Source organism: Streptomyces sp. NPDC100445, assembly GCF_044759735.1.
Taxonomy (GTDB): domain Bacteria; phylum Actinomycetota; class Actinomycetes; order Streptomycetales; family Streptomycetaceae; genus Streptomyces.
In genome coordinates this window covers 345,585-367,532 of the sequence record NZ_JBIVZV010000005.1, presented here as the reverse complement: position 1 = coordinate 367,532, position 21,948 = coordinate 345,585, and the positions used below count along the sequence as shown (strand labels likewise).

20 protein-coding genes, 1 tRNA gene and 1 pseudogene are annotated in these 21,948 nt (G+C 71.3%); 14 read left to right on the top strand and 8 right to left on the bottom strand.

Going from position 1 to position 21,948, the window contains the following annotated elements:
- Positions 1-13 precede the first annotated feature (13 nt).
- Positions 14-544 (top strand): SUKH-3 domain-containing protein, encoded by a 531-nt coding sequence (locus ACIQVT_RS15800; RefSeq protein WP_403752705.1) that lies wholly within the window; start codon positions 14-16, stop codon positions 542-544.
- Between the two features lie 24 nt (positions 545-568).
- Here ACIQVT_RS15800 and ACIQVT_RS15795 read toward each other — a convergent pair whose 3' ends face one another.
- Entirely contained in the window at positions 569-1,882 is a 1,314-nt protein-coding gene (locus ACIQVT_RS15795; RefSeq protein WP_403752702.1) for a sensor histidine kinase, read from the bottom strand.
- Positions 1,883-2,049: 167 nt separating this feature from the next.
- Here ACIQVT_RS15795 and ACIQVT_RS15790 point away from each other — a divergent pair, with 167 nt between their 5' ends.
- The 7 genes and pseudogenes from ACIQVT_RS15790 (at position 2,050) to ACIQVT_RS15760 (ending at position 7,534) form a co-directional block, all read left to right on the top strand.
- Positions 2,050-2,922 carry a hypothetical protein gene (locus ACIQVT_RS15790; RefSeq protein WP_403752699.1) on the top strand — a complete coding sequence of 291 codons (873 nt, stop codon included), beginning with the start codon at positions 2,050-2,052 and terminating at the stop codon, positions 2,920-2,922.
- A gap of 13 nt (positions 2,923-2,935) precedes the next feature.
- Positions 2,936-3,007, top strand: a tRNA-Gln gene (locus ACIQVT_RS15785).
- 115 nt (positions 3,008-3,122) lie between these two features.
- The gene (glmU, locus tag ACIQVT_RS15780; RefSeq protein ID WP_403752696.1) at positions 3,123-4,571 is read left to right on the top strand and encodes a bifunctional UDP-N-acetylglucosamine diphosphorylase/glucosamine-1-phosphate N-acetyltransferase GlmU; all 1,449 of its coding nucleotides are present in this window, start codon (positions 3,123-3,125) and stop codon (positions 4,569-4,571) included.
- 153 nt (positions 4,572-4,724) lie between these two features.
- Positions 4,725-5,705 carry a ribose-phosphate diphosphokinase gene (locus tag ACIQVT_RS15775; protein WP_403752693.1) on the top strand — a complete coding sequence of 327 codons (981 nt, stop codon included), beginning with the start codon at positions 4,725-4,727 and terminating at the stop codon, positions 5,703-5,705.
- Between the two features lie 205 nt (positions 5,706-5,910).
- Positions 5,911-6,501: a 50S ribosomal protein L25/general stress protein Ctc gene (locus ACIQVT_RS15770; RefSeq protein WP_403752690.1), complete on the top strand. Its 591-nt coding sequence runs from the start codon at positions 5,911-5,913 to the stop codon at positions 6,499-6,501.
- Positions 6,502-6,576: 75 nt separating this feature from the next.
- Positions 6,577-7,179 (top strand): aminoacyl-tRNA hydrolase, encoded by a 603-nt coding sequence (gene pth, locus ACIQVT_RS15765; RefSeq protein WP_403752687.1) that lies wholly within the window; start codon positions 6,577-6,579, stop codon positions 7,177-7,179.
- A pseudogene (locus tag ACIQVT_RS15760) lies at positions 7,176-7,534 on the top strand (hypothetical protein). The gene pth and the pseudogene ACIQVT_RS15760 overlap by 4 nt, the downstream one beginning before the upstream one ends.
- Positions 7,535-7,631: 97 nt before the next feature.
- Here ACIQVT_RS15760 and ppc read toward each other — a convergent pair.
- Entirely contained in the window at positions 7,632-10,364 is a 2,733-nt protein-coding gene (ppc, locus tag ACIQVT_RS15755; RefSeq protein ID WP_403752684.1) for a phosphoenolpyruvate carboxylase, read from the bottom strand.
- 302 nt (positions 10,365-10,666) lie between these two features.
- Here ppc and ACIQVT_RS15750 point away from each other — a divergent pair, with 302 nt between their 5' ends.
- Both ACIQVT_RS15750 and ACIQVT_RS15745 read left to right on the top strand, forming a co-directional pair.
- Entirely contained in the window at positions 10,667-11,674 is a 1,008-nt protein-coding gene (locus tag ACIQVT_RS15750; protein ID WP_403752681.1) for an acyl-CoA desaturase, read from the top strand.
- Positions 11,671-12,351, top strand: a complete 681-nt coding sequence (locus tag ACIQVT_RS15745) for a TetR family transcriptional regulator (RefSeq protein WP_403752678.1) — start codon at positions 11,671-11,673, stop codon at positions 12,349-12,351. Before ACIQVT_RS15750 ends, ACIQVT_RS15745 begins: the two co-directional genes overlap by 4 nt.
- Before the next feature lie 4 nt (positions 12,352-12,355).
- On the opposite strand, the gene ACIQVT_RS15740 is transcribed toward ACIQVT_RS15745, so the two are convergent.
- A complete protein-coding gene (locus tag ACIQVT_RS15740; RefSeq protein ID WP_403752675.1) occupies positions 12,356-13,168 on the bottom strand; it encodes a trans-aconitate 2-methyltransferase in 813 nt (270 codons plus the stop codon).
- 89 nt (positions 13,169-13,257) lie between these two features.
- Here ACIQVT_RS15740 and tamR point away from each other — a divergent pair, with 89 nt between their 5' ends.
- A complete protein-coding gene (gene tamR / locus ACIQVT_RS15735) occupies positions 13,258-13,755 on the top strand; it encodes a MarR family transcriptional regulator TamR (RefSeq protein ID WP_403752672.1) in 498 nt (165 codons plus the stop codon).
- Here the strand turns inward: tamR and ACIQVT_RS15730 are convergent.
- Complete coding sequence (locus ACIQVT_RS15730; protein ID WP_403752669.1) at positions 13,714-14,481, bottom strand: LuxR C-terminal-related transcriptional regulator; 768 nt, start codon at positions 14,479-14,481, stop codon at positions 13,714-13,716. The two genes, tamR and ACIQVT_RS15730, sit on opposite strands and share 42 nt — an antisense overlap.
- A gap of 316 nt (positions 14,482-14,797) precedes the next feature.
- On the opposite strand from ACIQVT_RS15730, the gene ACIQVT_RS15725 reads away from it, so the two are divergent.
- Positions 14,798-15,241 carry a GNAT family N-acetyltransferase gene (locus ACIQVT_RS15725; protein ID WP_403752666.1) on the top strand — a complete coding sequence of 148 codons (444 nt, stop codon included), beginning with the start codon at positions 14,798-14,800 and terminating at the stop codon, positions 15,239-15,241.
- A gap of 32 nt (positions 15,242-15,273) precedes the next feature.
- Here ACIQVT_RS15725 and galK read toward each other — a convergent pair whose 3' ends face one another.
- The 3 genes from galK to galT are packed head-to-tail and all read right to left on the bottom strand — an operon-like array spanning position 15,274 to position 18,448.
- Positions 15,274-16,428 (bottom strand): galactokinase, encoded by a 1,155-nt coding sequence (gene galK / locus ACIQVT_RS15720; protein ID WP_403752663.1) that lies wholly within the window; start codon positions 16,426-16,428, stop codon positions 15,274-15,276.
- The gene (gene galE / locus ACIQVT_RS15715; RefSeq protein WP_403752660.1) at positions 16,428-17,390 is read right to left on the bottom strand and encodes a UDP-glucose 4-epimerase GalE; all 963 of its coding nucleotides are present in this window, start codon (positions 17,388-17,390) and stop codon (positions 16,428-16,430) included. The genes galK and galE overlap by 1 nt, the downstream gene beginning before the upstream one ends.
- Positions 17,387-18,448 (bottom strand): galactose-1-phosphate uridylyltransferase, encoded by a 1,062-nt coding sequence (galT, locus tag ACIQVT_RS15710; RefSeq protein WP_403752657.1) that lies wholly within the window; start codon positions 18,446-18,448, stop codon positions 17,387-17,389. Before galT ends, galE begins: the two co-directional genes overlap by 4 nt.
- A 197-nt stretch (positions 18,449-18,645) precedes the next feature.
- On the opposite strand from galT, the gene ACIQVT_RS15705 reads away from it, so the two are divergent.
- Entirely contained in the window at positions 18,646-20,337 is a 1,692-nt protein-coding gene (locus ACIQVT_RS15705) for a sodium:solute symporter family protein (RefSeq protein WP_403752654.1), read from the top strand.
- Between the two features lie 21 nt (positions 20,338-20,358).
- Positions 20,359-20,697, top strand: a complete 339-nt coding sequence (locus tag ACIQVT_RS15700) for a hypothetical protein (protein ID WP_403752651.1) — start codon at positions 20,359-20,361, stop codon at positions 20,695-20,697.
- 450 nt (positions 20,698-21,147) lie between these two features.
- Here ACIQVT_RS15700 and ACIQVT_RS15695 read toward each other — a convergent pair whose 3' ends face one another.
- Positions 21,148-21,828 (bottom strand): LuxR C-terminal-related transcriptional regulator, encoded by a 681-nt coding sequence (locus tag ACIQVT_RS15695; RefSeq protein WP_403752648.1) that lies wholly within the window; start codon positions 21,826-21,828, stop codon positions 21,148-21,150.
- Between the last annotated feature and the right edge of the window lie 120 nt (positions 21,829-21,948).

The following is a 21,948-nucleotide window of genomic DNA, read 5'->3' as shown; positions in this document are numbered from 1 at the left end:
GAACGAAGGGCAGATGCACCCCGACCGCCCCACCCCCCAGCACCCGGCCACCCGCGCCCCCGCGGGGAACTCCACCCGCTTCTCCGTACCCGTCGACGCCGCCCTGCGCGCCGCCGGCTGGCACCCCGGCCGCTGGGACATAAAACAAGCCGAGATCTGGGCCGACACCCTGCGCGCCCACACCTCACCCGCGGGCCACCGGCACACCGTCTTCCCCGCCGCCGTCGAAGCCTGGGCCGAGTTCGGCGGCCTCGACATCACCCCCACCGGCCCCGGCCGCCAGATCGCCCCCGCCGCCCTCCGCCTCGACCCCCTGCACGGCCGCCACCTCGCCCGCACCCTCGGCGACCTCGGCCGCGCCCTCGGCACCGAACTCTGCCCCCTCGGCGAGGAGACCGACACCGCCGCCGTCCTCGCCATCGACACCGAAGGCCGCGTCTACACCGTCGACCACACCGGCGACTGGTACCTCGGCCCCGACATCGACCACGCCCTGACCACCCTCATCACCGGCATCCCCCCCGTACGCCTCACCGCCGGCTGACCACCCCCCACAACCCCCGCCCCCCTACACCGCCGGAATCACCGCCGACACCCGGAACCCACCCGCGTCCGTCGGCCCCGACACGAACACCCCACCCAACGCCGCGACCCGCTCCCGCATCCCCACCAGCCCGTTCCCACCCGACGGCAACCCCGCCGACGCCGACGCCGGCTCCGGCGGCGGCTCGTTCTCCACCTGCATCGCGATCTCCGACACCCGGTGCGCCAACCGCACATACGTCTTCGCACCCGCCGCGTGCTTGTGGACGTTCGTCAACGCCTCCTGCACCACCCGGTACGCCGTCTGCTCCACCTCCGCCGCGTACGAACGCACCTCCCCCTGCACCGACAGATCCACCACCATCCCCGCCGCGGCCGACTGCCCCACCAACTCCTCCAGCTCCGACAGACAAGGCCCCTCCACCGCCCCCTCCGCCTCCGCCACCCGCGAAGCCGCCGCCGCGGCCGCCTCCCCCACCGCCGCCAACGACGACACCGAAGCGGCCCGCCGGACCACCCCCTCCCCGGCCCGCAACACCCCCAACATCTCCCGCAACTCCGTCAACGCCTGCCGGCCCATGTCCCCCACCAGCGCGGCGTTGCGCACCGCCTTCTCCGGATCCTTCCGCGCCACCGCCTGGAGCGCCGCCGCGTGCACCACCATCAGACTCACCCGGTGCGCCACCACGTCGTGCATCTCCCGCGCGATCCGCGTCCGCTCCTCGTTGCGCGCCCACTCGGCCCGCTCCTCCGCCCGCTCCGCGAGCAACTGGAGCTCCCGCTCCAGCGAATCCGCGCGCTCCCGCAGACTCTCCATCAACCGGCGCCGCGCCCCCACGTACAACCCCAGCAGCAACGGCGGAGCCGTCAGCCCCAGCGCCGTCGTCACCGCCGCGAACGGCAGGAACCAGTCACCGAGCGTCAGGTCCCCCCGCGCCATGTCCTGCCGCACCCGCACGAACGTCACCACCGCCGTCCCCAGCAGCGACATCCCCGCCAGCGCGGCGAGCAGCCGCCGCGGCAGCTCGCACGCGGCGAGCGTGTACAGCCCCACGACGCTCAGCAGGAAACCCATCTGCGCCGGCGTGATCGCGATCGCCACCAGCACCACCGCGATCGGCCACTTGCGCCGCAGCAGCAGCACCGACCCGGCGACCGTCCCGAACACGATCCCCGCCCACACCGGGACACCCGCGTCCCGGGCGAACGGGATCCCCTCCGCACCGCACTCCGCCGCGGACGCCAGCGCGACACTCCCGTCGAGCACCGCGCTGCGCCACCTGGCCCACCACCAAGGGCCGGTCAGAGCCCTGGCATGGTCTTCCCCCGTCGTGGTCATGCACCCCAGCCTACGGGCGGGAGGTGCGGCTTTTCCGGTGAGTTTCGCCTACCACCGCACACCACACTCCGTAACCGAACGGCCTCGAAACCCACCGCTATCCCCCGAACTGGTGAACCACTCCCGTCCGGGCCCGGAACCCCACATTCCAGCCGGACGGTACGTCCATGACACCGATCCCCGGCACACCCGCCGACTTCGAGACCCTCCGCCACCGGGCGATCGCCCTGCGCCGGGCGGGCCACAGCCTCCGCCAGATCCGGGACGAACTGAAGGTCTTCAACAACGACACGCTCCACCGGCTGGTGAAGGGGGAGCCGCCACCGGAGTGGACGAGGCGCCCGAACGCGAAGGACGGCCTCAGGGAGCGGGCGCGGGAGCTGCGGCGTGCGGGCTGGACGTACGACCGGATCCAGGCGGAGCTGGGCTGTTCGAGGAGTTCCGTCTCCCTGTGGGTCCGGGACCTGCCGAAGCCGGAACCTCGTTACACACCCGAGCAGCAGCGGGCGCTGATGAACGAGGGCCTCGCGGCCGTGCGGGCGGCGCAGGACCGGGAACGCGCCGCGACCAAGCTGCGGGCCGCGGCGGACATCGGCGAACTCTCCGACCGCGAGCTGTTCCTGATCGGCGTGGGTCTCTACTGGGCCGAGGGCGGCAAGGACAAGCCCTACGACCGCCGGGAGTGCGTGGTGTTCGTCAACAGCGACCCCGGGATGATCAGGGTCTTCCTCGCCTGGCTGCGCCTGGTCGGGGTGGAGGGCGAGCGCATCCGCTACACGGTCGCAATCCACGAGAACGCCGACGTGGCGGGCGCCGAGCGGTACTGGGCCGACCTCGTCGGCGCGGACGCCTCCGCCTTCAACAAGACCACTCTCAAGAAGCACAACCCCCGGACGGTCCGCAGGAACACCGGCGACGACTACCGGGGCTGTCTCGTGATCAAAGTCCGCAAGGGTGCCGACTTGTACCGTCGCATCGAGGGCTGGTGGTGCGGCATAGTAGGTGCCGCGGCCTCAGCGGACCAGCAAAATGTCCGTTAAGGGACCTTAATAATCCCCTGTGGTGTAATCGGCAACACGGGTCACTTTGGATGATTTGTTCCAGGTTCGAGTCCTGGCAGGGGAGCAACACACGACCGGGCCCTGACCTCACCGTCAGGGCCCGTGCTCATTTGGCGTGGGGTGGGCCCCGGTATCCTGCGGCTGTCACCCCCACCCATCCAGAGCCGAAGGGCAACCCCGTGAGCGCCATCCGCCCGGCCGCCGTCGTCGTTCTCGCCGCGGGTGAGGGCACCCGTATGAAGTCGGCCACACCCAAGGTCCTCCACCAGCTCTGCGGCCGCTCCCTGGTCGGTCATGTGCTGGCCGCCTCGCGCGAGTTGGACCCGCAGAACCTGGTCGTCGTGGTGGGTCACGCCCGTGAGCAGGTCACCGCGCACCTGACGGAGGTCGACCCGGACGCGCGCACGGCCGTGCAGGCGGAGCAGAAAGGCACCGGGCACGCGGTGCGGATGGGCCTGGAGGAGCTGGGCGGGACCGTGGACGGCACGGTGGTGGTCGTGTGCGGGGACACGCCGCTGCTGACCGGGGAGACGCTGCGGCGGCTCGCGGAGACGCACCGGGCGGACGGCAACGCGGTGACGGTGCTGACGGCCGAGGTGCCGGACGCGACCGGGTACGGCCGGATCGTGCGGGACGGGGTGACGGGGGCGGTCACCGCGATCGTGGAGCACAAGGACGCGTCCGCGGAGCAGCGGGCGGTCCGGGAGATCAACAGCGGGGTGTTCGCGTTCGACGGGGCGTTGCTGGCGGACGCGCTGAAGCGGGTGCGGACGGACAACAGCCAGGGTGAGGAGTACCTCACGGACGTGCTGGGGATCCTGCGGGAGGCCGGGCACCGGGTGGGGGCGTCGGTGGCGTCCGATCACCGGGAGATCGCGGGGATCAACAACCGGGTGCAGTTGGCGGAGGCGCGCCGGATCCTGAACGACCGGCTGCTGACGCGGGCGATGCTGGACGGCGTGACGGTGGTGGATCCGGCGACGACCTGGGTGGATGTGACGGTGTCGTTCGAGCGGGACGCCGTGGTGCATCCGGGGACGCAGCTGGCGGGGTCGACGCATCTGGGTGAGGGGTGCGAGGTGGGGCCGAACAGCCGGCTGCGGGACACGATGGTGGGTGCGGGGGCGCGCCTGGACAATTCGGTGGCGGAGGGGGCGCGGATCGGCGCGGGGGCGGTGGTGGGTCCGTTCGCGTATCTGCGGCCGGGTACGCGGCTGGGTGCGAAGGGCAAGATCGGGACGTACGTGGAGACGAAGAACGCGTCGATCGGTGAGGGGACGAAGGTTCCGCACCTGTCGTACGTGGGGGACGCGACGATCGGGGAGTACACGAACATCGGGGCGGCGAGTGTGTTCGTGAACTACGACGGTCAGGACAAGCACCACACGACGGTGGGGTCGCACTGCCGGACGGGTTCGGACAACATGTTTGTGGCTCCTGTCACGGTGGGGGACGGTGCCTACACCGCTGCCGGGTCGGTGATCACGAAGGATGTGCCGCCGGGTTCGCTGGCCGTGGCCCGTGGCCAGCAGCGGAATATCGAGGGCTGGGTGGCGCGGAAGCGGCCGGGGAGTGCGGCGGCGAAGGCGGCCGAGGCGGCGTCCCGGCGGGGTGAGGGCGAGGCCTGAGCGCGAACGTGCGCCTCGAACACGGCGTACCGTGATAAGTGCACATCCGCGCATGTGCGCCCGCACCCTTACCAGCTGATACGGCCTCTCATGCCCAGCCGAGAGGTCGCCGAGCAGCCGGCTGGCTGAGACAACCTCTGAGGAGACAGTGCTGTGACCGGGATCAAGACGACCGGCGAGAAGAAGTTGATGTTCTTCTCCGGCCGCGCCCACCCCGAGCTTGCCGAGGAGGTCGCCCAGCAGCTGGGTGTCGGGGTCGTCCCGACGAAGGCCTTCGACTTCGCGAACGGTGAGATCTACGTCCGTTACCAGGAGTCGGCTCGCGGTGCGGACTGCTTCCTGATCCAGAGCCACACGGCTCCGATCAACAAGTGGATCATGGAGCAGCTGATCATGATCGACGCGCTGAAGCGTGCGTCGGCTCGTTCCATCACGGTGATCGTGCCGTTCTACGGTTACGCGCGCCAGGACAAGAAGCACCGGGGTCGTGAACCGATCTCGGCGCGTCTGATCGCCGATCTGATGAAGACGGCGGGTGCGCACCGGATCCTGACGGTGGACCTGCACACGGATCAGATCCAGGGTTTCTTCGACGGTCCGGTGGATCATCTGTTCGCGTTGCCGCTGCTGGCGGACTACGTGGGCCGGAAGGTGGACCGGAACAAGCTGACGGTGGTCTCGCCGGACGCGGGCCGGGTGCGGGTGGCGGACCGGTGGTGCGACCGGCTCGGTGCGCCGCTGGCGATCGTGCACAAGCGGCGTGACAAGGACGTGGCGAACCAGGTGACCGTCCACGAGGTCGTGGGTGAGGTCGAGGGCCGGGTGTGTGTGCTGGTCGACGACATGATCGACACGGGTGGCACGATCTGTGCGGCGGCGGACGCGCTGTTCGCGCACGGTGCGGAGGACGTCATCGTGACGGCGACGCACGGTGTGCTGTCGGGTCCGGCGGCGGACCGGCTGAAGAACTCGCGGGTGAGTGAGTTCATCTTCACGGACACGCTGCCGACGCCGGGTGAGCTGGCGGTGGATCTGGACAAGATCACGGTGCTGTCGATCGCCACGACGATCGCGAGCGCGGTGCGTGAGGTGTTCGAGGACGGCTCGGTGACCAGCCTCTTCGACGAGCAGTGAGGTTTCTGCACGGTCGTCGCCGGCGTTAGCCGTTGATCCTTTTGGGTACGGCCTCCCTTTCCGAGTAAACTGCACGAGTTGCTCGGCGAGGGAGGCCGTGTCCGTTTCCGCGAACACGGTGGTCCGTTATCGACGCGCTCTTCGTAGCAGGCCGTTCGTGGCCGGGTGACCACGTCCGTTGCTAGTTCTACGAGGAGTGATCCGTATGTCCGAGGTCAAGCTCGCCGCCGAGACCCGCACCGAGTTCGGCAAGGGTGCCGCCCGTCGTATCCGTCGTGACAACAAGGTTCCCGGTGTGCTGTACGGCCACGGTTCCGACCCGCTGCACCTGACCCTCCCGGGCCACGAGCTGCTGCTGGCGCTGCGTACGCCGAACGTCCTGATCTCCCTGGACATCGACGGCAAGTCCAACGAGCTGGCGATCCCGAAGGCCGTGCAGCGTGACGCGGTGAAGGGCTTCCTGGAGCACGTCGACCTCCAGCTGGTGAAGCGCGGCGAGAAGGTCAACGTCGAGATCTACGTGCACACCGAGGGCGAGCTGGCCCCGGGTGGCAACCTGCTGGAGCACGTGCTGAACACGGTGCCGGTGGAGACCGAGGCCACGCACATCCCCGAGTCGGTCACCGTCTCCATCGAGGGTCTGGAGGCCGGTGCCTCCGTCCTCGCCAAGGACATCCCGCTGCCGTCCGGCACCACGCTGGCCGTCGACGGTGACACGGTCGTCCTCCAGGTCCTGGCCGCGCAGGCCGAGGAGTCCGCGGGCGAGTCCGAGGACGGGGAGGCGGCCGAGGCCTGATCCTCGCCGTCGTCGTCAACCGGTCAGCCGCCGCTCCCTCGCCGGGAGCGGCGGCTGGCGTGTATTCGAGGAGAGATGGACGTGACAACCCCCGCCAGCGAACCCTGGCTGATCGTCGGGCTCGGCAATCCCGGGCCGGAGTACGCCATGAACCGGCACAACGTCGGTTTCATGGTGGCCGACCTGCTCGCGGAGCGGATCGGGGGGAGGTTCAAGCGGGCGGGCAAGGCGCAGGCCCAGGTGCTGGAGGGGCGGATCGGTCCGGTGGGGCCGGCGAGCCGCCGGGTGGTCCTGGCGAAGCCGATGTCGTTCATGAACCTGTCCGGCGGCCCGGTGAACGCGCTCAGGGACTTCTACAAGGTGCCGCTGTCGAACGTCGTGGCGGTCCATGACGAGTTGGACATCGACTACGGCACGCTGCGGCTGAAGCTGGGCGGCGGGGACAACGGGCACAACGGTCTGAAGTCGATGACGAAGGCGATGGGTCCGGATTATCACCGGGTGCGGTTCGGGATCGGCCGGCCGCCGGGGCGGATGCAGGTGGCGGACTTCGTGCTGAAGGACTTCTCCCCGGCGGAGCGCAAGGAGCTGGACTACTTCGTGGACCGTGCGGCGGACGCGGTGGAGGCCCTGGTCACGGAGGGGCTGGAGCGGGCGCAGGGCACGTACAACTCCTGAGCCCGCTGGGGGACGCGCAGCACGCGATGCTGACCAAGGGGCGTGAGCGGGGGGCAGGTGTGCCGGTCCGTTCACGCCGGTGTCGGCGGGGGCGCGGGCACGTGCGCGGGCGGAGGTCGGGGACCCGGTCGCGGTGCGGGCTGGGGAGACGTACGACGTGATGCTGAAGCCCGGTACCGGGGACGCGGTGCGCTGCGGGCCGGCGGGGGTCCTGTACGCGTGGGTGCCGCTGGGCGGTGCGCTGCTGCCGGCCTCGGTGGTGGTGGCGGGCGGGATGCGGCTGGCGCGGGCGGCGTGGGTGCTGGGGCTGTGCGGGGCGGGGCTTCTGACGGCGGCGTTCGCGGCTCTGGGGTGACGGCGGGCGCCCGTACGGCGGGCATGCGTGCGGCGGACGTGGGACGCCCCCGGGGCCTGGTGGCCTCGGGGGCGTCGTGGTGCCGGGGCGGGGCGGGTCAGCCGGTGTTGCGCAGGCCGGCCGCCACGCCGTTGACGGTGAGGAGCAGGGCGCGGGCGAGCAGCGGGTCGGGGTCGGTGCCGGCCGCGGCGGCGTCGCGCTGCCGCTTGAGCAGGGCGACCTGGAGGTAGGAGATCGGGTCGAGATAGGCGTCGCGGACGGTGAAGGTCTGCTTGAGGGCCGGGTGGGCGTCGAGCAGCTCGGTCTCACCGGTGACCCGCAGGACCTCGCGGACCGTCAGCTCGTGCTCGGCCCTGATGGTGTCGAAGACGTGCCGCAGTTCGTCGGGGACGAGGGTGTCGACGTAGTGCCGGGCGATGCGCAGGTCGGTCTTGGCGAGGGTCATCTCCACGTTGGAGACGAAGTTGCGGAAGAAGTGCCACTGCTGGTGCATCTCGTCCAGGACCGTGTCGAGGCCGGCCTCGCGCAGGGCCTTGAGGCCGGAGCCGACGCCGAACCAGCCGGGGACGATCTGCCGGGACTGGGTCCAGCCGAACACCCACGGGATGGCGCGCAGGCCGTCGAGTGAGACTCCCGAGCCGGGACGGCGGGAGGGCCGTGAGCCCAGGTGCAGGTCGGCGAGCTGGTCGACCGGCGTGGAGGCCAGGAAGTACGTCGGCAGGTCGGGGTCCTCGACCAGCTCGCGGTAGGCCCGGTGGGCGGCGTCGGAGACGACGTCCATGGCGGCGTCCCAGCGGGCGAGGGCCTCGTCGGACTGGCGGGGGGCGGTGTGCAGGGCGGAGGCCTGGAGGGTGGCCGCGACGGTCAGTTCCAGGTTCTCGCGGGCCAGCGAGGGGATGAGGTACTTGTCGGAGATGACCTCGCCCTGTTCGGTGACCTTGATCTCGCCCTCCAAGGTGCCCCAGGGCTGGGCGAGGATGGCGTCGTGGGAGGGGCCGCCGCCGCGGCCGACGGTGCCGCCGCGGCCGTGGAAGAGGCGCAGGCGGACGCCGTAGCGGTGGGCGACGTCGCGCAGGCGGCGCTGGGCGCGGTGGATCTCCCACTGGCTGGTGGTGATGCCGCCGAACTTGGAGGAGTCGGAGTAGCCGAGCATGACCTCCTGGACGTCGCCGCGCAGCGCGACCAGGCGCCGGTAGGACGGGTCGGAGAGCATGTCCTCGAGGATGGTGTCGGCGGCGCGCAGCTCGTCGGTGGTCTCCAGCAGCGGCACGATGCCGATCTTGGCCCAGCCGGCGTGCAGGTCGAGGAGGCCGGCCTCGCGGGCGAGGACGGCGGCGGCGAAGACGTCGTCGGCGCCCTGGCACATGGAGATGATGTAGGACTCGATGACCTCGGGTCCGAAGACCTCCAGGGCCTTGCGCACGGTGCGGAAGACGCCGAGGGTCTTCTCGCCGGCCGCGTCCACCGGCGCCGGGGTGGGCGCCAGGGGCCGGCGGGAGCGCAGTTCCTTGGCGAGGAGCTTGCCGCGGTAGTCGCGGGGCATGTCGGCGTAGCGCCAGGACTCCTCGCCGAGCCGGTCGAAGAGCTGGCCGAGGGCGTGGTGGTGGGCGTCGGCGTGTTCGCGGACGTCCATGGTGGCGAGCTGGAGGCCGAAGGCGGCCAGGGTGCGGATGGTGCGGGCGAGGCGGCCGTCGGCGAAGAGGCCGCCGCGGTGCTCGCGCAGCGAGGTCTGGATGATTCGCAGGTCGGCGAGGAGTTCGCCGGTGCCGAGGTAGTCGCGGCCGGCCTCGTGGGGGGTGCCCTTGGCGAGGCGCTGCTTGGTGTTCTCCAGCTTCTGGCGGATGCAGGTGGCCTTGAGCCGGTAGGGCTCCTCGGCGTTGAGGCGCTTGTAGCGGGGGCTGATCTCGGGGAGGAGGTCGAGGTCGGTGGCGAGGGAGTCCAGCAGTTCCCGGGTGGCTCCGGCGTAGCGGATGGAGTTGGACAGCAGGCCGCGCAGCTCGTCGATGGTGGCGAGGGCGTCGTTGATGCCGTGTTCGTGCTGGAGAATGAGGACGTCCCAGGTCACCTGGGGGGTGACATTGGGGTTGCCGTCGCGGTCGCCGCCGATCCAGGTGCCGAAGGTGAGGGGTCGGGTGTCGTCGGGGAGCCTGACGCCGACGCGCTCGAGTTCGGCCGTCAGGTCCTCCAGGACGTCGCCGACGGCGTCGGCGTGGAGTTCGTCGAGGTAGTAGATGGCGTTGCGGGCCTCGTCGGCGGGTTCGGGCCGTACGACGCGCAGCTCGTCCGTCTGCCAGACCAGGTCGATGTTCTCGGCGAGGCGGGTGTCGTGGCGACGGCGGTCGGAGTCGAGGACGGGGGTGTCCAGGAGGGCGGCGACGCGCCGGAGCTTGTTGAGGACGGAGCGGCGGGCGGCCTCGGTGGGGTGGGCGGTGAACACCGGCCGGACGTTGAGGTTGCGCACGGCCTCGCGCAGGTGCTCGGGGTCGGCGTCCTTCAGCCGGTCGGCCGTACGGGCGAGGAGTCCGCCCTCGGCGGCGCGCCGGGCGCGCAGTTCCCGGCCGCGGTGCACCTGCTCGGTGATGTTGGCCAGATGGAAGTAGGTGGAGAAGGCGCGGACCAGCTTGGCCGCGGTCTCCAGTTCCGTGCCGCGCAGCAGCTCGGCGGCGGCTTCGCCGTCCTCCCGGGTGAGGCGGCGGACCTTCTCGACCAGCTCGAGGAGTTCGGGGCCCTCCTGCCGGACGAGGGTCTCTCCGAGGAGATCACCCAGGCGGCGGATGTCGGCGCGCAGTTCGGTGCTGGCCGTGGTGGTCTGGTCGTCGGCACTGCTCACAGGTGCGGCTCCTTGCAGTGTTGAAGCTCGTCTGGAGGGGAACCCGGGCGGCTCCAGGCGGCGGGCGCCGCATACGGGCCGGAGCGTCCGGGAAAGGAAACGTCAGCGGACCGCGCTGTCCGACCGCGTCCAAGGATAGGTGTCCGCGTGGACGCGCGGGGTCCGGGGCTCTTGCCGCGGCGCGGCACACTGCCATACTTACGAAGCCGTAGGTTACGGAACCGTAGGGAGTACCGGCGAGTCCACCCGGTCCCGGCGGCCCGTACCTGCCTGTCTTGACCCTCGACCCCACAGGGGACCGCATGACCTCACGTTCCGATGTGATCGAAGAAGCCCGTCAGGCCGACGACACACCCGCTCCCCCCGCCACCCTGGGCGGTGAGAAGAAGCGCTCGATCGAGCAGGTCGCGCTGCTGCTGTTCATCGTCGTGCCGTTCGTGGCACTGGTGGCGGCCGTGCCGCTGGCCTGGGGCTGGGGGGTGAGCTGGCTCGACCTGGGCCTGCTGGTCTTCTTCTACTTCCTCGGATGCCACGGCATCACCATCGGCTTCCACCGCTATTTCACCCACGGTTCGTTCAAGGCCCGGCGGCCGCTGCGCATCGCGCTGGCGATCATGGGCTCGATGGCCGTGGAGGGGCCCCTGGTGCGCTGGGTGGCCGACCACCGCAGGCACCACAAGTTCTCCGACGCCGAGGGCGACCCGCATTCGCCGTGGCGGTTCGGCGAGACGCTGCCGGCGTTGATGAAGGGGCTGTGGTGGGCCCACATCGCCTGGATGTTCGACGAGGAGCAGACCTCGCAGGAGAAGTACGCGCCCGACCTGATCAAGGACGGGGCCATCCGGATGATCTCCCGGCAGTTCGTGCTGTGGACGCTGGTGTCCCTCGGGCTGCCGCCGCTGATCGGCGGTCTGGTGACGATGTCCTGGTGGGGTGCGGCCACCGGATTCTTCTGGGGTTCACTCGTGCGGGTGGCGCTGCTCCACCATGTGACGTGGTCGATCAACTCGATCTGCCACGCGGTGGGCAAGCGGCCGTTCAAGTCGCGGGACCGGTCGGGCAACGTGTGGTGGCTGGCGGTGCTGTCCTGCGGTGAGTCCTGGCACAACCTGCACCACGCCGACCCCACGTCGGCGCGGCACGGGGTGATGCGCGGCCAGATCGACTCGTCGGCCCGCTTCATCCGTCTGTTCGAGCTGGCCGGCTGGGCGTACGACGTGCGCTGGCCGTCCCGCTCGCGTATCGATTCCCGCCGGGACACCGGGGAGGGTGGTTCCCGGCGCCGGAAGGAGACCGCCGAGGCGGCATGATTGACGCCGTGGCGACCGACTCCAGCAGCAGCGATCCGGGCAACGACAAGCAGCGGCGGACCCGCCGGACGCGTATGACCGGTGCGGAGCGCCGCCAGCAGTTGCTGGAGATCGGCCGCACCCTCTTCGCGGCCAAGGGCTTCGAGGGCACCTCGGTGGAGGAGATCGCGGCGAAGGCCGGGGTGTCCAAGCCGGTGGTGTACGAGCACTTCGGCGGCAAGGAGGGCCTGTACGCGGTGGTGGTCGACCGCGAGATGCGCCGGCTGCTGGACATGGTGACCGGTTCGCTCACCGCCGGTCACCCGCGTGAGCTGTGCGAGCAGGCGGCCTTTGCGCTGCTGGACTACATCGAGGAGTACACGGACGGGTTCCGCATCCTGGTCCGCGACTCCCCCATCCCGCAGTCCACGGGCACCTTCGCCTCGCTGATCTCGGACATCGCCACCCAGGTGGAGGACATCCTGGGCCGCGAGTTCAAATCCCGCGGCTTCGAGCCGAAGCTCGCCCCGCTGTACGCGCAGGCGCTGGTCGGCATGGTGGCGCTGACCGGCCAGTGGTGGCTGGACGTGCGGCGCCCGAAGAAGGCGGAGGTGGCGGCGCACCTGGTGAACCTGGCCTGGCACGGCCTGGACGGGCTGGAGCAGCGGCCGCGGCTGATCGGCCACCGCAAGGCTTGAGGTGTCAGGCCGGCTTCCGGGCGACGGCGAACAGCCGTCCGAAGGGCAGGACCGTGCCGTAGGGCGCGCGCGGGTAGGCCGTGCGCAGCAGCTCCCGGTACTCGTCGAGGAACGCGTCGCGTGCAGCGGGGTCGTCGGCGAGTGCGGTGAGGGCGGGGCGCAGGCCGGTGCCCTTCACCCAGTCCAGCACCGGGTCCTCACCGGTCAGGACGTGGAGGTACGTCGTCCGCCACACGTCGGTGGCGCAGCCGAGGCGGGCCAGGCGGTCCAGGTAGGCGCCCGGGGTGTGGACGGAGTCCGGGCGGCGCAGGACGCCGGCGAGGCGGGAGCGCCAGCGGGGGGTGGCGGCGAGGTCGCGCATCAGGGTGTGCAGCGGGGCGTCGGCGTTGTCGGGCACCTGGAAGGCGAGGGTGCCGCCGGGGTTCAGGGCGGCGGTCCAGTCGGCGAAGCGGTCGGCGTGCCCGGGCACCCACTGGAGGGTGGCGTTGGAGACGATCACGTCGTAGGGCTCCGCGGGCGTCCAGGTGCGGACGTCGGCGTGGGCGAAGTCGAGCCGGCCACCGCCGTTGGTGGGGCCCTCGTGTTCGACGTGGGCCCGGTCGAGCATCGCGGGCGAGTTGTCGTAGCCGGTGACGCGGGCGGTGGGCCAGCGGCCGGCGAGCAGGGCGGTGGCGTTGCCGGGGCCGCAGCCGAGGTCGGCGACGCGCGGCCGGGCGGTGGGCGGGTCCGGGATCCGGGCGAGGAGGTCGGTGAAGGGGCGGGCCCGGTGGCCGGCGTGGCGGAGGTACTGGGCGGGGTCCCAGGCGGGCGTCGTCATGGAGCCCACTCTCCCCGTGCATTTATCTCCACGTCAAGAGACTCGACATCAAGAGACTTCATGTCGACACAACCACTACACTGATCTCCATGGAGGACGAGGTCGATCGGCTGGTCGCAGCGTGGCGCCGGGAGCGTCCGGACCTCGACGTGGAGCCGCTGGAAGTACTCAGCCGGGTGAGCCGACTCGCCCGGCACCTCGACCGCGCCCGCCGGCTCGCCTTCGCCGAGCACCAGCTCGAACCCTGGGAGTTCGACGTGCTGACCGCGCTGCGCCGCGCCGGGACGCCGTACCAGCTCTCCCCCGGCCAGCTCCTCACCCAGACCCTGGTCACCTCCGGCACCATGACCAACCGGATCGACCGGCTGGCCAAGAAGGGCCTGGTGGAGCGGCTGCCCGACCCCAGCGACCGGCGCGGTGTGCTGGTCCGACTGACCGACGAGGGCCGGGACCGCGCCGACCAGGCACTGGCGGGCCTGCTGGAACAGGAACGGGCCATCCTCGGCGAGCTGTCCCGCACCCAGCGCGGCGAACTCGCCGGACTGCTACGCCAGTTGACCGCCCCGTTCGACAACCTCCCCGGCTAGGTCCGCCGGTCCCACCCCCGCCCGCCGGGCCAGCGCCACCGCGGCCAGCGTCGAGTGGACGCCGAGTTTGCCGAGGACGTTCTGCATGTGGGTGCGGACGGTGTGCGGGGAGAGGAACAGCCGCTCGGCGACGGCCTTGCGGCCGAGCCCGGCCACCATGCAGCGCAGCACCTCCCGTTCCCTCGGGGTGAGGGACTCCACCAGCCGCTCGCTCTCGGTGCGGTGCCGGCGCGCGGCCGTCAGCTCCCGGAGCACGCCGGTCAGCAGCGCCGGCGGCAGATGCGTCTCGTCGCGCAGCACCCCGCGCACCACCGTCAGCAGGCGCGACAGCGAGCAGTCCTTGGCGACCCAGCCGGAGGCGCCCGCCTGGAGGGCGAGGGCCGCGCGGCGCGCGTCGTCCTTCTCGGCGAGGACGACGATCCGCACCCGCGGCTGGGCGGCCCGGACCCCGGCGACCAGCGAGATGCCGTCGACCGGACCCGCCGCGTCACCGTCCGGCACCGGTACGGCAGGACGGGCGCCGGGCACGGCGCCGCCCAGGTCGGCGTCGGCCAGCAGGACGTCGAAGCGGCGGCCCTCGCCGGCCGCGCGCTCCAGGCAGCGCAGCGCGGCCGGGCCGCTGCCGGCGGCGGAGACCTCGACGTCGGGCTCGGCGGCCAGCGCCGCGGCGAGCGACTCGGCGAAGATGCGGTGGTCGTCCACGACCAGGACTCGGATGCGAACCACGAAACCCCCTTCCCCAGGCTCCGCGCGGAGCAGGGGATACCAAGGTCCGGAAGACTCCGGATGAGCCGGTCCGGTAAGCCCGGAAAAGGTGCGGAGCACGACGGCACGCGCGGGCACGGCGTCCGCGGCCGAGGACGCGCGCCGCACGGCCGCCGCCGTTGCGGAGTGGCTACCCCCGGCGCGGGCGCCGTACCCGCCTGTCTCGCCCCCTGAGCGCACCGGCCCCCACCGGTGCTGCTCCTCAGAGTACGGATGCGCGCACGCGACGGAAGACGATTCGCGGAACTGGCCGTCCGGCGCGTCTATCGTGTGCCGCATGTTTCGTATCGAGGCGGAAGTCGACAGAGACCGACAGGATCTGCTCCGCACCCGGCTGCGGGAGACGAACGCCGCGGCGTCCCCGGTGCTCGCCGCGCTGCGCGGCACCCCCGCCGAGCGCGAGACGCCGCTGCACGTGTGGGCGCTGGACGACGCCGGTGACCTGGCGGGCGGGCTGGTCGGCCACACCTGGGCGGCCTGGCTGCACGTCACCTACCTCTGGGTCGACGCCCGACACCGCGGCACGGGCCTGGGCAGCCGCCTCCTCACCGAGGCCGAACACCTGGCCGCCACCGGCCGCGCCTGCACGGCGTCCCGCGTGGAGACCTGGGACTTCCAGGCCCCCGGCTTCTACCGCGCCCACGGCTACGAGATCGTGGGCACCGTCCCCGACTACCCCCCGGGCACCACCGAACACACCCTCACCAAGCCCCTGCCCTGACGAACACAGCCCGGGGAGGGGCCGGTTGGGGGTCAGGAGAGGGGGTGGGCTCCTGGGGAGGGGGTTGCTTCGAAGACTCGGGGGGTGGTGAGGCCGGCCGCGGTGAAGGCCTCCTCGATCGCCTTGGTCAGCGCGTCCACGTCGGTCGCCTCGGCGAGGACGATCGCCGAGCCGCCGAAGCCGCCGCCGGTCATGCGGGCGCCCAGCGCGCCGTGGGCGAGGGCGGTGTCGACGACCAGGTCGAGTTCCCGGCAGGAGACGCGGAAGTCGTCGCGCAGGGAGGCGTGGCCCTCGGTGAGGACGGGGCCGATCGCGCGGGTCTCGCCGGCGCGCAGCAGGCCGACGACGCGTTCGACGCGGTGGTCCTCGGTGACGACGTGGCGCACGAGGCGGACGACCTCCTCCTCGTCGCCCAGGCGGGCCAGTGCCGCGTCCAGGCCGGCGTGGGGGATGTCGCGCAGGGCGTCGACGCCGAGCAGGGCCGCGCCCTTCTCGCAGCCGGCCCGGCGCTTGCCGTACTCACCGCCGCTGTGGGCGTGTTCGACCTGGGTGTCCACGACCAGCAGGCGCAGCCCCTCGGCCGCGAGGTCGAAGGGGATCTGCCGCTGGGACAGGTCCCGGGTGTCGAGGAAGAGGGCGTGGCCCTCCTCGCAGCACGCCGACGCCGTCTGATCCATGATGCCGGTGGGGGCGCCGACGTAGACGTTCTCGGCACGCTGGCACAGGCGGGCCAGTCTCCAGCGCTCCAGGCCGAGGTCGTACAGGTCGTTGAGTGCCAGGGCGACGACGACCTCCAGCGCGGCGGAGGAGGACAGGCCGGCGCCGGTCGGCACGGTGGACGACAGGTGGACGTCGGCGCCGGTGATCTCGTGGCCGGCTTCGATGAGGGCCCAGACCACGCCCGCCGGGTACGCCGTCCAGCCGTGGTCGGTGCCGGGCGCGAGGGCGTCGAGCCGCAGTTCCACGACCTCGCCGCCGACGTCCGCCGAGTGCAGGCGCAGCAGCCCGTCGTCCCGGCGGGAGACCGCCGCGAGCGTCCGGTGCGGCAGGGCGAACGGCATGACGAAGCCGTCGTTGTAGTCGGTGTGCTCGCCGATCAGGTTGACCCGGCCGGGGGCCGCCCACACGCCCTGCGGCGGCGCCCCGTACAGCTCGGCGAAACGCTCCGTGACCCGCTGTGCCCCCACTAGTGCTCCTTCGTGATGCGCTGCGCGAACTCCCAGGCGTCCGCGACGATGCCCGCGAGGTCCGCGCGGGACGGGTTCCAGCCCAGCTTCTCGCGGGCCGTGGCCGCCGAGGCGACGAGGACCGCGGGGTCGCCGCCCCGGCGCGGGGCGACCACCTCGGGGACCGGGTGGCCGGTGACCCGGCGGACGGTCTCGACGACCTCGCGGACGGAGAAGCCGTTGCCGTTGCCGAGGTTGCAGATCAGGTGCTCGCCGGGCCGGGCGGCCGTCAGGGCGAGGAGGTGGGCCTCGGCCAGGTCCGCGACGTGGATGTAGTCGCGGACGCAGGTGCCGTCGGGGGTCGGGTAGTCGTCGCCGTAGACGGAGATCGCGTCGCGGCGGCCCTGGGCGACCTGGAGGACCAGCGGGATGAGGTGCGACTCGGGGTCGTGGCGCTCGCCGTGCGCGCCGTAGGCACCGGCGACGTTGAAGTAGCGCAGCGACACCGCGGCCAGGCCGTGCGCGTGCGCCTCGCTGGTGATCATGTGGTCGACGGCGAGCTTGGAGGCGCCGTAGGGGTTGGTCGGCCGGGTCGGCGCGCTCTCCGTGATCGGGACCTGCTCCGGCTCGCCGTAGGTGGCCGCCGTGGACGAGAAGACCAGCGAGCGCACGCCCGCGTCGCGCATCGCGGCGAGCAGGGACATGCTGCCGCCGACGTTGTTGTCCCAGTACTTCTCGGGCTTCACCACGGACTCGCCGACCTGCGAGGACGCGGCGAAGTGGAGCACGCCGTCGAAGGAGGGGTCGAGCCACTTGGCGGCGTCGCGGATGTCGCCCTCGACGAAGGCGGCGCCGGCGGGCACGCCCGCGCGGAAGCCGGTGGAGAGGTTGTCGAGGACGGTGACCTCGTGCCCGGCCTCCAGCAGATGCTGGGCCACGACCCCGCCGACGTATCCCGCGCCACCCGTCACCAGGTACTTCATGAACTCGCTACCTCTCGCAGTCGCTCGGCCGCGCGTTCCGGCGGCACGTCGTTGATGAACACGTTCATGCCGGACTCGGAACCCGCGAGGAACTTCAGCTTGCCGGAAGTGCGGCGGATGGTGAAAAGCTCGAGGTGGAGCGCGAAGTCGTCGCGCCTGACGCCGTCGAACTCCTCCAGCGTGCCGAACGGGGCCTGGTGCCAGGCCGCGATGTACGGCGTCGGAGGCTCACCCTCGCCGAAGATCCGGTCGAAGCGCCTCAACAGTTCCAGGTAGACCTGGGGGAACTCTGTGCGCGCCGCCTCGTCGAGCCCGAGCAGGTCCGGGACGCGCCGCTTGGGGTACAGGTGGACCTCGTACGGCCAGTGCGCCGCGTACGGCACGAAGGCCGCCCAGTGTTCACCCTCCAGGACGACCCGCTCGCCCGCGAGTTCCCGTTCCAGGACGGTGTCGAAGAGGTTCTCCCCGCCGGTCGCCTCCTTGTGCGCGGCGAGCGAGCGGAGCATCAGCGCGGTGCGCGGGGTGGTGAAGGGGTAGGCGTAGATCTGTCCGTGGGGGTGGCCGAGGGTCACGCCGATCTCGGCGCCACGGTTCTCGAAACAGAACACCTGCTCGACGGAGGGCAGATGCGACAGCTCCGCGGTGCGGTCCGTCCACGCGTCCAGCACCAGGCGCGCCTGTTCCCCGGTGAGTCCGGCGAAGGAGGCGTCGTGGTCGGAGGTGAAGCAGACGACCTCGCAGCGGCCGGAGTCGCCGGCGAGGGAGGGGAACCGGTTCTCGAAGACGACGACGTCGTAGGAGGAGTCCGGGATCTCGCTGAGCCGCTCGCCCCGGGTCGGGCACAGCGGGCACTCGTCGGCCGGCGGGTGGTAGGTGCGGCCCTGGCGGTGGGAGGCCACGGCGACCGCGTCGCCGAGCAGCGGGTCGCGGCGGATCTGGGAGGTGGTGACCGTACGGTCCAACGGGCGGCGGTCGGCCGCGTCGCGCACGGTGTCGTCCCGGAGGTCGTAGTAGATCAGCTCACGACCGTCGGCCAGCCGGGTCGAGGTCTTCTTCACGCCGGACTCCTCGCTCGACGCCCCTCGGGGGCGTACTCGCACCCAATCACTCAACACAATCAAACATAACAGATCACAACTCGACATCACCTCGCTCGATCACAATCAAACAAAGAACACCAGTCGAAGTGTTCAGATACTGAACACGGGGGCGTAGGTTCCGCTCTGGATCAGTTCGCGCAACGAAGCGAGTTCTCATGCAAACCCCCACAGAGTCCCCCACCTACCTGGCGGCGGAGCTACGGCTCCCCACCAACTGGCTGGACTACACGATCCTGGCGATCTACTTCGTCGTCGTCCTCGGCATCGGCTTCGCCGCCCGCCGGTCCGTGAAGACCAGCCTCGACTTCTTCCTCTCCGGGCGCTCACTGCCCGCCTGGATCACCGGCCTCGCCTTCATCTCGGCGAACCTGGCCGCCACCGAGATCCTCGGCATGGCCGCCAACAGCGCCCAGTACGGCGCCTACACCGTGCACTGGTACTGGATCGGCGCCATCCCCGCCATGGTCTTCCTCGGCCTGGTGATGATGCCCTTCTACTACGGCAGCAAGGTCCGCTCGGTCCCCGAGTTCCTGCTCCTGCGCTTCGACCGGGCCGCGCACCTGCTCAGCTCGATCCTGTTCGCGTTCGCCGCCATCCTCATCGCGGGCGTCAACCTCTACGCCCTCGCGATCGTCGTCGAGGCCCTGCTCGGCTGGCCGCAGTGGGTCGCGATCGTCGTCGCCGGCGCCTTCGTGCTCGCGTACATCACGCTGGGCGGCCTGTCCTCGGCGATCTACAACGAGGTGCTCCAGTTCTTCGTGATCCTGGCCGCCCTCATCCCGATCACCATCCTCGGCCTGAAGAAGGTCGGCGGCTGGGGCGGGCTCACCGACAAGCTGACCGCCACCCACGGCGGCAACTTCACCACCGCCTGGGGCGGCACCGGCATCGGCAGCGGCAACCCGCTCGGCGCCAACTGGCTGACCATCGTCCTCGGCCTCGGGTTCGTGCTGTCCTTCGGCTACTGGACCACCAACTTCGCCGAGGTCCAGCGCGCCCTGTCCGCGAAGAACCTCTCCGCCGGGCAGCGGACCCCGCTGATCGCCGCCTACCCGAAGGTCTTCATCGTCTTCCTGGTGATGATCCCGGGGCTGGTCGCCGCCGCGCTCATCCCCAACTTCGGCACCGCCGGCTCCGGTTACCAGTACAACGACGCCATCCCCTACCTGATGCAGGAGCTGCTGCCCAACGGCGTGCTCGGCATCGCCGTCACCGGTCTGCTGGCAGCCTTCATGGCCGGTATGGCCGCGAACGTGTCGTCGTTCAACACCGTGTTCACCAACGACATCTGGGGCAAGTACGTGGTGCGCGGCCGTGAGGACGCCTACTACGTCCGCTTCGGCCGGCTGATCACCGCGATCGGCGTCGCCGCGTCCGTCGGCACGGCCTTCCTCGCGTCGTCGTTCTCGAACATCATGAGCTACCTCCAGACGCTGTTCTCCTTCTTCAACGTGCCGATGTTCGTCGTCTTCATCGTCGGCATGTTCTGGAAGCGCGCGTCCGCCAAGTCCGGGTTCTGGGGGCTGCTCGCCGGCACCGTCACCGCGATGGTCAACTACTTCGTCCTCTACAAGAAGGACATCATCTCCATCCCCACCGACCAGGGTGCCAACTTCGTCTCCGCGATCGCGGGCTTCGTCGCCGGCGCGGTCGTGATGGTCGCGGTGTCCCTGTTCACCAAGCCCAAGCCGGCGGAGCAGCTCCAGGGCCTGGTCTACGGCACCCGCTCCCCCGGCATGTCCGAACCGCCCGCCGCGGGCGACGACGCCTGGTACCGCCGGCCCGCCCTGCTGGGCTGGGGCGCGGTCGTCCTGGCCGCCGCCTGCTACATCCCGTTCTCGTTCTGACGCGGGAGGATCGAGGAAACCATGACCGAGCACTCCGACCGTCAGCCCGAGCGCCACGCCTACTCGGAGGAGGACGTCCAGCGGGAGGTCACCGAGCTGGAGGCCAAGTCCGCCACGGCGGCCCGCATCTTCGACCTGCGCCGCATCATCGGCGGCCTGTTCGTGCTGTACGGCGTGATCGTCACGATCACCGGGATCACCGACTCCCAGGCCGCGATCGACAAGGCCGAGGGCGTGAACATCAACCTGTGGACCGGGATCGGGATGCTGCTGCTGGGCATCTTCTTCCTGGGCTGGCTGAAGCTGCGCCCCACGGCGCCGCCTGCTCCTCCGGAGGGGGTGGCGGAAGAGAAGCGGTAGTTGAGCGGGGTTTTCCGGTGCGGGGGGTGGGGGCTGGTCGCGCCGTTCCCCGCGCCCCTGACGGGATTTGCCCGGAGGGGGTTGTCGGCGCGGCCCCGGGTCGGGGGGGGTCGGGTTCGGGTGCCGGTGAGCGGGGGGCTGGTCGCGCCGTTCCCCGCGCCCCTGACGGGGTTCGCCCGGAGAGGGTTGTCGGCGCGGCCCCGGGTCGGGCGGTTCGCGTTCGGGTGCCGGTGAGCGGGGGCTGGTCGCGCCGTTCCCCGCGCCCCTGACGGGATTTGCCCGGAGGAGGTTGTCGGCGCGGCCCCGGGTCGGGCGTTCGGGTGCGGGTGAGTGGGGGCTGGTCGCGCCGTTCCCCGCGCCCCTGGCGGGGTTTGCCCGGAGGGGGTCCGCGGGGGGGCGCCGGTCGCCGTGTCCCTGGTGGGGGCTCCCGGAGGGGGGCGGGCGGGGTTGCTAGTGCGGGGGGTGTTGGGGGGTTGCTCGGGCCAGTAGGCCGGTGCGGGCTGCCAGGGCGGCTGCCTCCAGGCGGGAGCCGACGCCGAGCTTCATCAGCACCCGCTGGACGTGGGTGCGGGCGGTGCTCGGGGCGATGCCCATGCCCGCCGCGATCAGCCGGGTGTCCTCCCCGTCGGCGACCCTGACAAGGACCTCCACCTCCCGCGGCGTGAGCATCTCCATGAGCCGCTGCGCCTCGTCGTCGGGCTGCGCGGCCGGGTTGAGCAGCTCGCCGAAGGCCTGCTGGAGCAGTTGCGGGGCCACCGCCGCCTCACCGGTCCGGGCCTTGCCGATGGCCCGCTCGACGCCCTCGATCCGCTCGTCGTGCCGCACGTATCCCGACGCCCCCGCGGCGAAGGCCGCCGCGATGCCGCGCGGTGAGGGCACCGGGCCCAGCACCAGCACCGCGATCTGCGGCCGCTCCCGCTTGATCTTCACCACCGGGTCGAAGATCCCCGGTTCGGCCGGCGCCGCCGTACCCAGCAGGCACACCTCCGGCGCCCGCGCGATCACCAGGTCGGCCGCGCCCGCGGCCGGTGCCGCCGCGGCCAGCACCCGGTGCCCGCGCAGCTTCAGTGCCGACGCCAACGCCTCCGCGAGCAGGCGGTGGTCGTCGACGACCACGAGCCGCACTCCCATAGAGCAACCCCCCAGACCCCCAAGGCACCCCCGCCTTTCATGCCCCCGGAAGCTACACGCTTGTTCGACGTCGCGCTGCCCGTCTCACCGAGAAGTGCCCCGGATCGATGAAATCTGGGG